Source organism: Flavobacterium covae (genome assembly GCF_001534645.1).
Lineage (GTDB): Bacteria > Bacteroidota > Bacteroidia > Flavobacteriales > Flavobacteriaceae > Flavobacterium > Flavobacterium covae.
The window spans coordinates 2,046,244-2,059,672 of the sequence record NZ_CP013992.1 but is presented as its reverse complement, the minus strand read 5'-3'; the positions used below and the strand labels follow the sequence as shown (position 1 = coordinate 2,059,672).

Annotated in this window: 3 protein-coding genes; all 3 read left to right on the top strand. The window is 35.4% G+C overall.

Features of this window, described 5'->3' with window-relative positions; all coding sequences use genetic code 11:
• Positions 1-474 precede the first annotated feature (474 nt).
• The 3 genes from AWN65_RS09130 to AWN65_RS09120 all read left to right on the top strand — a co-directional run bounded on the left by AWN65_RS09130 (position 475) and on the right by AWN65_RS09120 (position 13,422).
• Positions 475-2,301, top strand: a complete 1,827-nt coding sequence (locus tag AWN65_RS09130) for a T9SS type A sorting domain-containing protein (protein WP_060382885.1) — start codon at positions 475-477, stop codon at positions 2,299-2,301.
• Between the two features lie 756 nt (positions 2,302-3,057).
• The gene (locus AWN65_RS09125; protein ID WP_060382884.1) at positions 3,058-12,453 is read left to right on the top strand and encodes a gliding motility-associated C-terminal domain-containing protein; all 9,396 of its coding nucleotides are present in this window, start codon (positions 3,058-3,060) and stop codon (positions 12,451-12,453) included.
• A 54-nt stretch (positions 12,454-12,507) separates the two neighbouring features.
• Positions 12,508-13,422, top strand: a complete 915-nt coding sequence (locus AWN65_RS09120; RefSeq protein ID WP_060382883.1) for a PorP/SprF family type IX secretion system membrane protein — start codon at positions 12,508-12,510, stop codon at positions 13,420-13,422.
• The last annotated feature ends 7 nt before the right edge of the window (positions 13,423-13,429 follow it).

Below are 13,429 nucleotides of genomic sequence, written 5' to 3'. Positions count from 1 at the left end.
TAAAAAAACATATTGATTGAAAAATGGATAGTCTTTTTTGGGTGTTTTTTACAAATAATATGTCTTGATTATTTTTGATTGAGGTTTTAAAAAGCATATAATAGAAATAGAGAATCTATGCTATTTTAAAGAACTTGAAAACTTTGTTTTGTATGATTTTCAATAGGATAGCTTTCTGTTAGTTTTTGTTGTGTAGAAAATTTTCTAGCAAAAAAGAAAAGAAAAAAATAAAAAAAGAATTACTTTTACAATGTAATTTGTTTAAAAAGAATCATATGAAGCTTTTTGTAGACCTTAAAAATGCCCCTCCAACTCCTTTTGATGATGTTCCTCCTGTAGGTTTGAGTGTTGGGTGTAGTGAAAGTGTCCTTGTTATTATGGCATTTTTTTTGTGGTTGTATCATTCCTATAGAAAAAAAATAGGATGATATTTGGATTAGATGCTTTGGGTTATAGTGCTTAAATATGTATGTTATGAGAAAAAAAACTATTTTTCTTTTTTATTTTTTATTTTTTTTATTTAGTAAAAACTATTCGCAATTGTATGTGGGAGGGGATTCTAATAAATATTTTTTTGTACAAGGCGTTCTTGTAACGGTTCAAGGAAATGTTAATTTAGCTAATTCTGAAGGAAATTTCTTTTTGAGAAAGGACGGTCAACTGATGCAAACATCCTCTGGAGTTTCTACTAACACAGGTTTGGGTAATCTTTCTGTTTTTCAAGAAGGGACGGTTAATAATTTTCAATACAACTATTGGTGCTCTCCTGTTGGAGAACCCAGTTCAGGAATAGGTAATTCTAAATTTGGAATTAGTAGATTAAAGTTACCTCTTAATTCGTTAGGAAAGTCAGATGCCATTATAACTTCAGGACTTGATGGTGTTTCAACAAATGGAGGACTAACAATTGCTAAAAGATGGATACATACCTATCAACAATCTAGTGTGTATAACGGGTGGGTATTCAAAGGAGATGCTATTGATATAAAAGCAGGAGAAGGCTTTTCAATGAAAGGGACAATGGGAACCGATAATATGATTCCCATGACGGGACTAACTCAGAATAATTCAGGGAGTAATCAACGTTATGATTTTAGAGGAAAACCAAATTCCGGAGATATAAAAGTACCAGTGGCAGATGGAAAACTTACTTTAACAGGAAATCCATATCCTAGCGCAATAGATTTAAACTTATTTCTTAATGATGTTGATAATATTCCTTTTTCTGATGGAACAGCCTTATTTTGGGAACATGACAAAACTGTTAATTCTCACTATCTAGGAGAATATAGAGGAGGATATGGCGTTTATAATGCTACTACAAGTGTTTATACTCCTGCAGTTTTTTATACCTATGATTCTGCCGGTACTAAGGGAACTATTTATAGTTCGCCTGGACATGATTACAAAAGGCGTTTTTCCCCTGTTGCTCAAGGATTTATGGTTAGAGGGAAAGCAAATGGTGAATTAACAATAAAAAACAATCATAGGGTATTTGTAAAAGAAAATGTAACAAGTACAACTTCACAATTTGAGAGAACTAGTAATAAAAATATAAATGAGTTCTATCCTGTAATTCCCAATGTTGCAGGAATTGATTACACAAAAGAAAGGGTAGTTAATCCAAACATTAAATTAAAAGTTTCTTTTTGTGGAGGAATAGCTACTAAAGAATTAGCATTAGTATTAATGAATGGATGTGAGGAAGGTGTTGATAGAGGAGACTCCAGAGCTCCTTCAAGATACACTAAAGATATTAACTTAACCATCAATAAAGAAACCTTTATCCATGATTGTAGACCATTTAATAAAAATACAAAATACTCGTTAAAATCGGTATCTGACCAAGATTGTGTTTTTAGAATTCAAAAAGCATCAGAAGAAGGAATAGAAAATTCTAAAGTCTATTTGCATAATATAAAAGACGATCAATACTATGATTTAGACGGAGATCCTGTTGAGTTTATCGTAAAAAAAGGGGAAGATTACGAAACTTATGAAATTGTATTTGATAAAAAATCAGAAGTTTTAAATACGGATGAAATAAAGTTGGCTCAAGATTTAATTGTCTATTATAACAAAGAACAAAGATCTATTATTATAGACAATAAACAAGAACACGATTTGCAAGAGGTATGTTTGTTAGACCTCACAGGAAAAAGTATTAAATGTACATCTTTACAATCAAATGAAAAATCCAAATATACATTAGCGGTTGATCATATTCAAACTCAAACATATATCGTCAAAATTCAAGATAAACTCAAAAGGATAGTATCTAAAAAAATAATTATTAATTAAGTACTTATCAAAAAATGAGAAAAGGATTAAAAAATCAGATTCTCATTTTTTTGTTTTAAAATTTGAATATAAAAAAGAATATCGGTTTTTATTTTTTTTAAAAAAGTATTAAATATTAATTTATTACTGTCTGAACCATAAAATAAAAATACTAAAAAAATAAAAACCATATCCTATAAAACAATGTATATAAGATGTTGCTTTATGATTCTATTTTAGATGTTGAAAAATAAATTAATCTTACTACTTTGCTAATTTTATGTGCTTATTGAATTAGATCCTTAGTGTTCTTATAAAATATTAACAAGGTAGTATCATAATTTGAATATCTTCTGATACGAAATATAGCAATATACATTGTGTGGCTTAAAAAAGAATAAATTAGTGTATAATAACAAAAAAATATGATATGGGATAAAAAATAAAGTTTAAATAATTACTTTACAATTTATTTTTCTAAGTGAATTGTTTTACTAAAAAATGGGTCATAATTTTGAGATTATAGTCTTACGATCTTTAAAAGATAGAACGTTTCGATTACATTAATTTTTTAGTTTATTACGGGTATTGTAGGTTGTATTTAACCTTATCAAGAAGGTAAAAGTCTTATTGAAATCAATATAGCTTTTGGTTATATCTTTTTAGTCTTAATAATAATAAGTTTATTTTAGAACATTAAAGAGATAATATTTTAAGTAATATAATATGTGAAAAACATATTTTTAAAACCTTATTCTAAAATTTAAAATTTAATATATGGTCGAAAAAATACCAAAAACATTTAGACATAAATTTAGAAGCTTAATTTTTCTAATTTGTCTTACCACATTATTCTTTTTACCTGTTCAAAAGTCATATTCACAATATGGATATAGTTTCAAAAAGAAAGATTTTTTGAAAGGTACAGTTAATGAAATTTATTTTGCTGACGTAAAAAATAGAAAACCTATAGCGGTGTATTCTATGCCTTTTTTAAATACTATGAGACAAGTTAATTTGTTGTCTAATGGTGTTTTGTCAGGTTTTTCAGATCATGGAAAGATCAAGAAGAGTGTCAGTAAGACTGTTTTTTTAGCATTAACTGATACGGATAATGATGGTATTGACGATTCTGTTGATTTAGATGATGATAACGATGGAATATTAGATATTCTTGAATCTAGATCATGTCCATCACCCAGTTTCAAAATGGAAAGAATGTTATCTGATTTTGAATCAGGGGTAAATGGTACATTGTCTTCAGTTATTTCTGGGATGAACAGTGTCGGGATTACAGGAACTTATACAAATGGAAGAAAAAAACCTAATAATTTTTCTACTAATTTGGGAGAGATTTTACAAATGAATGCTACAGGTACTTCAAATGCTTATTCTCTTAACTATCCTTCATATTCACCAGTAACACCTTCGGGGAATTATGCTGCATCTGCAACTACAGGATCAGCTAATCCTTTTCCTCTAAGTTTAGGAAATGCTAATAAAGTTTTTAACGCAGCTACTTTTTCGAGTACACAGTCAGGAGGAGTTTATACTTTAGATTTAGGAACACCTAAAACACCCTCTACCTTTACAACAACTGTTGATGTAAATAGTTTTGAATTTAGAAAAAATTTAAATCAGCTTACAATATATCCATCTTTTGTTATCGAATACGATTTTTTTCAAGCCAATGGAGCTGCTGGAAATGAACCAGGTGTATATATTAGCAATGGTGTTACAGATAATTTATGGGCAAATACGGGAACGACTTTAAGGGGGTTTTACACATATAGAGCCAATGCTTTATTTAAGGTTGATGCTGCCCCTTTCGTCGCTTCAGGGACACTTGTAGCGGCAGGGGATAACACTATTGATATTACAACTGCTGCAAATAATAATAAGTGGTATCATCAAAAGGTTACATTTTCTTTGAATAGTACTGAAAATATTTTAACCATAACATTGAACACTAGAGCCTATGATTCAAATGGAAATCTTACAGGAACGAATTATCAAAGATCATGGACTAATAATGTAAATCTTTCAGGTAACGAAAATTGGTTGAGAAATTTTACCGCAGGAATTTCTACAGATGGTGTAGTTGATAATGTGGAAACCTATTATCTAGTTTGTGATTCAGATAATGATGGTATAGCAAATCATTTAGATCTAGATTCAGATAATGACACCTGTTCTGATGCAAATGAGTATTATGATTCAGCAACTATAGATGGTGGTGATAATGGAGTATATGGAACAGGTAATCCTGCTGTTAACGGTAATGGTACTGTAAATGTAGCGGGTTACAATGGCTCTTATACAAATGTTGTGTTAGCAGGTTCGACTACTAACTTAAATGTAACAACGCAGCCTAACGATCAAACAATAGCCTTGGGGGCTAATGCAATTTTTTCGGCAACTGCAACGGGTGTTTCTGCTATTAAATATCAATGGCAAGAATCTCAAGATAATGGAGCTACTTGGGCTAATGTTGTAAATGGTGGGGTATATAGCGGTGCTACTACAGCTACCCTTACTCTTACTGCACCTCCAATAAACATGAATAATTACAAATATAAACTAGTAATTAAAGAGTCTAATTATGTTTGCGGTGAGAAAATATCGGATGTAAAAGCTCTAAAAATAGGGAATACTCTTGTAGCAAGTAATGAAGTTTTTGTAGATAAAGGAGGATCCGTATTAGGTAACGATGTTTTAAATGGCGTACCTGTGACTATTGGAAATGCTGTTGTTACCTCCTCAACAAATGGACCTTTATCTATAGATACAGCAGGTAACGTGACAGTAGCTGCAGGAACAACTGCCGGAACCTATTCTATTAATTATACCATTTGTCAAATAGGAGCTGTACCTGCAAATTGTACTACCGCTACCGCTACTGTTATTATTAATGATATTGATAATGATGGTGTCTATGATTCGGTAGATTTAGACAATGATAATGATGGTATTTTAGATACACAGGAAGGAATATGTACTCCTATTGGAACTGCAACATGGAATGTAATTAGTACTTCAGAGGCAACACAAAATTTAGGAAATGGGGTTATTGTTAGAGTAAAAGCATCAAATCCAGTTGGAAATGGTTCTGGTACTTCAAATGGTTGGTCAAATGATACATTTAATGCACAACCTTTTTGGTCAAGAGCATTAGCAAGTCAAAAATCCCTTGTAGGAAATGTAGGTTTTGGTACAGAACTTACAGTTAGTTTTGAAGATGCTTTAGGAAATCCTTTGGTAGTAAAGCGTCCAGAAATTCATTTTGATCGTGTAGGAGGTAGAGACTCTGTTATTCCTCAAAAGCAAAATAGTGCTTTAATAACATTACAAAATGGTCTTACATGGGAAAAATTAATCAACGGAACGAATGATTTCTTTGTTACAGCTAATTCGATGGAAGATGGAGGCGTAGGTATTTTATCTTCTGCTACTTGGAGTGGTGAAAGTACTTTAAATGATGTAGATGGAACAGCCGCAGGATCTTTACAATTAACAAGTAATGTATCTTCATTTAAGATGATGTTTAATCAAGACGGAGGGTTTGGTACTGGTTTTGACGGTGTTGAAATGATTTTCTTTGCCTGTAGGGATTTAGATACAGATAAAGATGGTACTCCTGATTTATTAGATTTAGATTCAGATAATGATGGTTGTTCCGATGCAAATGAGTACTATAATAATGTTACTGCTGATGGTGGTGATGGCGGTGTGTATGGTGTAGGTAATCCTACGGTTAATCCTGACGGGACTGTTACTACAGCAGGTTATAATGGTACTACAATAATTAATGTAACCACAATAGGCACTGCTTCTACAATTACTACACAACCTAGCGATCAGACTATTGCTTTTGGGTCTAATGCTACTTTTACAGCAGCAGTAACCCCAGGTACTGGTACTACTAGCTATCAATGGCAAGAATCTCAAGATAATGGCGCTACTTGGACAGATGTTTCTAATGGTGGAGTATATAGCGGTGCTACTACAGCTACACTTACCCTTACTACACCTCCAGTTAGTATGAATAACTATCAATACAAATTAGTCATAAAAGAATCTAATTTTGTATGTGGTGAAAAGGTTTCTGATGCTAAAATCTTAAAAATAACTAATGTTCTTGTTGCTAAAAATGATAATTTAGGAACCGTAGCCACTTCTGCCACAGCAACTACAGTAGCAGGAAGCGTTTTAGCCAATAATGGAAACGGAGCCGATACATTAAATGGCGTTGCAGTAACCACAGCCAACACAGATGTAACTCCTGTTACAACAGGTCCTATCCGTATTGATGCAGATGGTAATGTAACGATCCAGCCAGGTACAGCAAGTGGTACATACACAATTCCTTATACAATTTGTGAAACAGGAGCAACCCCAGTAAACTGTAAAACAGCCAATATAACTGTAGAAGTTAAAAACGAATTAATAGCTAAGGATGATAATTTAGGAACCGTAGCCACTTCTGCCACAGCAACTACAGTAGCAGGAAGCGTTTTAGCCAATAATGGAAACGGAGCCGATACATTAAATGGCGTTGCAGTAACCACAGCCAACACAGATGTAACCCCTGTTACAACAGGTCCTATCCGTATTGATGCAGATGGTAATGTAACGATCCAGCCAGGTACAGCAAGTGGTACATACACAATTCCTTATACAATTTGTGAAACAGGAGCAACCCCAGTAAACTGTAAAACAGCCAATATAACTGTAGAAGTTAAAAACGAATTAATAGCTAAGGATGATAATTTAGGAACCGTAGCCACTTCTGCCACAGCAACTACAGTAGCAGGAAGCGTTTTAGCCAATAATGGAAACGGAGCCGATACGTTAAATGGCGTTGCAGTAACCACAGCCAACACAGATGTAACCCCTGTTACAACAGGTCCTATCCGTATTGATGCAGATGGTAATGTAACGATCCAGCCAGGTACAGCAAGTGGTACATACACAATTCCTTATACAATTTGTGAAACAGGAGCAACTCCAGTAAACTGTAAAACAGCCAATATAACTGTAGAAGTTAAAAACGAATTAATAGCTAAGGATGATAATTTAGGAACCGTAGCCACTTCTGCCACAGCAACTACAGTAGCAGGAAGCGTTTTAGCCAATAATGGAAACGGAGCCGATACATTAAATGGCGTTGCAGTAACCACAGCCAACACAGATGTAACCCCTGTTACAACAGGTCCTATCCGTATTGATGCAGATGGTAATGTAACGATCCAGCCAGGTACAGCAAGTGGTACATACACAATTCCTTATACAATTTGTGAAACAGGAGCAACCCCAGTAAACTGTAAAACAGCCAATATAACTGTAGAAGTTAAAAACGAATTAATAGCTAAGGATGATAATTTAGGAACCGTAGCCACTTCTGCCACAGCAACTACAGTAGCAGGAAGCGTTTTAGCCAATAATGGAAACGGAGCCGATACGTTAAATGGCGTTGCAGTAACCACAGCCAACACAGATGTAACCCCTGTTACAACAGGTCCTATCCGTATTGATGCAGATGGTAATGTAACGATCCAGCCAGGTACAGCAAGTGGTACATACACAATTCCTTATACAATTTGTGAAACAGGAGCAACCCCAGTAAACTGTAAAACAGCCAATATAACTGTAGAAGTTAAAAACGAATTAATAGCTAAGGATGATAATTTAGGAACCGTAGCCACTTCTGCCACAGCAACTACAGTAGCAGGAAGCGTTTTAGCCAATAATGGAAACGGAGCCGATACGTTAAATGGCGTTGCAGTAACCACAGCCAACACAGATGTAACCCCTGTTACAACAGGTCCTATCCGTATTGATGCAGATGGTAATGTAACGATCCAGCCAGGTACAGCAAGTGGTACATACACAATTCCTTATACAATTTGTGAAACAGGAGCAACCCCAGTAAACTGTAAAACAGCCAATATAACTGTAGAAGTTAAAAACGAATTAATAGCTAAGGATGATAATTTAGGAACCGTAGCCACTTCTGCCACAGCAACTACAGTAGCAGGAAGCGTTTTAGCCAATAATGGAAACGGAGCCGATACGTTAAATGGCGTTGCAGTAACCACAGCCAACACAGATGTAACCCCTGTTACAACAGGTCCTATCCGTATTGATGCAGATGGTAATGTAACGATCCAGCCAGGTACAGCAAGTGGTACATACACAATTCCTTATACAATTTGTGAAACAGGAGCAACCCCAGTAAACTGTAAAACAGCCAATATAACTGTAGAAGTTAAAAACGAATTAATAGCTAAGGATGATAATTTAGGAACCGTAGCCACTTCTGCCACAGCAACTACAGTAGCAGGAAGCGTTTTAGCCAATAATGGAAACGGAGCCGATACATTAAATGGCGTTGTAGTAACCACAGCCAACACAGATGTAACCCCTGTTACAACAGGTCCTATCCGTATTGATGCAGATGGTAATGTAACGATCCAGCCAGGTACAGCAAGTGGTACATACACAATTCCTTATACAATTTGTGAAACAGGAGCAACTCCAGTAAACTGTAAAACAGCCAATATAACTGTAGAAGTTAAAAATACTATTGACGCTATAGACGATGCCAAAGTAACCGTTACCTCAGGAAGTAATACACCCAATGTAACGTTAAACGATAAGTTAAACGGATCAAACGTTACCATAGGTACAGCAGCAGGTCAAGTAAGCCTAACAGGAGTAAACGTTCCAGCAGGCTTAACATTAAATGCCGATGGTACCATTACAATAGGCGCTACCACACCAAGTGGCACATACCAAGTAGAGTATCAAATCTGTGAAAACGGAGCAACTCCAGTAAACTGTGATAAAGCAATTGCTATAGTAGAAGTTAAAAATACTATTGACGCTATAGACGATGCCAAAGTAACCGTTACCTCAGGAAGTAATACACCCAATGTAACGTTAAACGATAAGTTAAACGGATCAAACGTTGACATAGGTACAGCAGCAGGTCAAGTAAGCCTAACAGGAGTAAACGTTCCAGCAGGCTTAACATTAAATGCCGATGGTACCATTAAAATAGGCGCTACCACACCAAGTGGCACATACCAAGTAGAGTATCAAATCTGTGAAAACGGAGCTAACCCAGTAAACTGCGATAAAGCAATTGCTATAGTAGAAGTTAAAAATACTATTGACGCTATAGACGATGCCAAAGTAACCGTTACCTCAGGAAGTAATACACCCAATGTAACGTTAAACGATAAGTTAAACGGATCAAACGTTGACATAGGTACAGCAGCAGGTCAAGTAAGCCTAACAGGAGTAAACGTTCCAGCAGGCTTAACATTAAATGCCGATGGTACCATTAAAATAGGCGCTACCACACCAAGTGGCACATACCAAGTAGAGTATCAAATCTGTGAAAACGGAGCTAACCCAGCAAACTGCGATAAAGCAATTGCTATAGTAGAAGTTAAAAATACTATTGACGCTATAGACGATGCCAAAGTAACCGTTACCTCAGGAAGTAATACACCCAATATAACGCTAAACGATAAGTTAAACGGATCAAACGTTACCATAGGTACAGCAGCAGGTCAAGTAAGCCTAACAGGAGTAAACGTTCCAGCAGGCTTAACATTAAATGCCGATGGTACCATTACAATAGGCGCTACCACACCAAGTGGCACATACCAAGTAGAGTATCAAATCTGTGAAAACGGAGCTAACCCAGCAAACTGCGATAAAGCAATTGCTATAGTAGAAGTTAAAAATACTATTGACGCTATAGACGATGCAAAAGTAACCGTTACCTCAGGAAGTAATACACCCAATGTAACGTTAAACGATAAGTTAAACGGATCAAACGTTACCATAGGTACAGCAGCAGGTCAAGTAAGCCTAACAGGAGTAAACGTTCCAGCAGGCTTAACATTAAATGCCGATGGTACCATTACAATAGGCGCTACCACACCAAGTGGCACATACCAAGTAGAGTATGAAATCTGTGAAAACGGAGCTAATCCAATAAACTGTGATAAAGCAATTGCTATAGTAGAAGTTAAAAATACTATTGACGCTATAGACGATGCCAAAGTAACCGTTACCTCAGGAAGTAATACACCCAATATAACGCTAAACGATAAGTTAAACGGATCAAACGTTACCATAGGTACAGCAGCAGGTCAAGTAAGCCTAACAGGAGTAAACGTTCCAGCAGGCTTAACATTAAATGCCGATGGTACCATTACAATAGGCGCTACCACACCAAGTGGCACATACCAAGTAGAGTATGAAATCTGTGAAAACGGAGCAACTCCAGTAAACTGTGATAAAGCAATTGCTGTAGTAGAAGTTAAAAATACTATTGACGCTATAGACGATGCCAAAGTAACCGTTACCTCAGGAGGTAATACACCCAATATAACGCTAAACGATAAGTTAAACGGATCAAACGTTACCATAGGTACAGCAGCAGGTCAAGTAAGCCTAACAGGAGTAAACGTTCCAGCAGGCTTAACATTAAATGCCGATGGTACCATTACAATAGGCGCTACCACACCAAGTGGCACATACCAAGTAGATTATCAAATCTGTGAAAACGGAGCAACTCCAGTAAACTGTGACATCGCAATTGCTATAGTAGAAGTTAAAAATATTATTGACGCTATAGACGATGCCAAAGTAACCGTTACCTCAGGAGGTAATACACCCAATATAACGCTAAACGATAAGTTAAACGGATCAAACGTTGACATAGGTCCAATATTAGGTCAAGTAAGCCTAACAGGAGTAAACGTTCCAGCAGGCTTAACATTAAATACCGATGGTACCATTACAATAGGCGCTACCACACCAAGTGGCACATACCAAGTAGAGTATGAAATCTGTGAAAACGGAGCTAATCCAATAAACTGTGACATCGCAATTGCTATAGTAGAAGTTAAAAATATTATTGACGCTATAGACGATGCCAAAGTAACCGTTACCTCAGGAAGTAATACACCCAATGTAACGTTAAACGATAAGTTAAACGGATCAAACGTTACCATAGGTACAGCAGCAGGTCAAGTAAGCCTAACAGGAGTAAACGTTCCAGCAGGCTTAACATTAAATGCCGATGGTACCATTACAATAGGCGCTACCACACCAAGTGGTATATACCAAGTAGAGTATCAAATATGTGAGAACGGAGCTAACCCAGCAAACTGTGACATCGCAAATGCTATAGTAGAAGTTAAAAACCCGATAGTATTGGGAGGACCAGATAAAGAATTAATAGTGTCAGGAACTACAGGAACAATTTCAATTTATAATAATGACACATTTAATGGAAAACCATTATCATCTACCATAGGAACAGGAGTAGGTCAAGTAACAGTCACAATAACAGGATTACCACAAGGAATAACACTTAATTCTAATGGAACAATTACAGTAGATAATACGGTTGACAATAATACATATACCTTTACTTATACTGTTTGTGAAAATGGTGCTTTAATTCCAAATTGTGTTACACAAACAGTTGTTATAGATGTTTCAGCTAAAGTTGACGCAAATAATGATGAATTTGTAACAACTAATGGAGGATCAGGTTTAGTAGCAGGAAATGTTTTAATTAATGACAGCATAAACAACTTAAGTCAAGGTTCTGCAACAATTAATAATGTAGTGCTAAGTCAAATTACTTTAGCACAGCCAGTAATTACCGTGCCATCAAAATCTCCAGTGCCATATTTAGATGCTGCTACAGGAAGAGTAATTGTACCAGCAGGTACACCAGCTGGAACCTATACTTTTGATTACAAAGCATGTTTACTAATTAAACCAGGTATTTGTGATACCGCTACAGTAACTGTAAGAGTAGAACCATCAAACAAAGAGGAATTTGTTATTTACAACCACATGACTCCTAATGGAGATGGGAATAACGATGTATTCTTTATAGACGGAATAGATAAATTTCCTAATAACTCAGTAGAAGTTTACAACCGATGGGGAGTATTAGTATATGAGGCAAAAGGATATAATAATAATGATCGATCATTCCGAGGCATATCATCAGGACGAGTTACGATCAAACAATTAGAAGAATTGCCAGAAGGAACATACTATTATATGTTTAAGTACGAAGATACTAAAGGTATGCCCCAAGAAAAAGCAGGTTATTTATATATCAATAGATAAAGAATTAATATACCTCCGTCTTTAGGGCGGAGGATATTTAAAAAAGAATATGATATGAAAAACAAAATTATATATTTACTACTTTTAATGAGTGGAATTAGTTTTGCTCAACAAGAAGCACAGTATACACAATATATGTATAACACTGCCAATGTAAATCCCGGTTACACAGGTACCCGCGGTTGTTTTAGTGCTTTAGTAATGCACCGCTCCCAATGGGTAGGATTAGAAGGAGCCCCAAAGACAAATACAGTTGCAATGAGTACCCCCTTAGGTCTTAACAATAGGATGGGATTAGGAGTAAGCGTTATAAACGATAAAATAGGTCCTTCAGATGAAAATGCAATATCAGTAGACCTAAGTTATAATATTAACACTACAGAAAACTCTAAATTGTCTTTTGGAATAAAAGGAACAGCTAATTTTTTTAGTGTTGATTTTAATAAGACAAAGATTCATAATGTATCAGATGGTTTGATAAGACAAAATGTAGACAATCGTTTTTTCCCAAATATAGGAGCAGGAGCATTTTGGTATTCAGATAAGACCTATGTAGGACTATCCATCCCTTTTATATTAGAACAAAAATACTATGATAACGATGTTCAATACGTAGCCAGTGAACGTATGCACCCTCATTTAATAGCAGGACACGTATTTCGCCTAAGTAGTGAAGTACAATTTAAACCCACAACGATGATTAAATATGTAAATGGAGCCCCATTACAAGTCGATTTATCAGGGAATTTTTGGTTTAATGAAAAATTTTCATTGGGAGCCGCCTATCGTTGGAGTGCAGCATGGAGCGCTATGGCAGGATTTCAAATTAACGATTCTTGGTTAGTAGGATATGCCTACGATCGAGATGTTACCAGATTAGGAAATTTTAACTCTGGTTCACACGAAATATTTTTACGTTATGAATTGTTTAAACGTGTAGAAAAAGTGGTAGCCCCACGTTTCTTCTAAAACTATT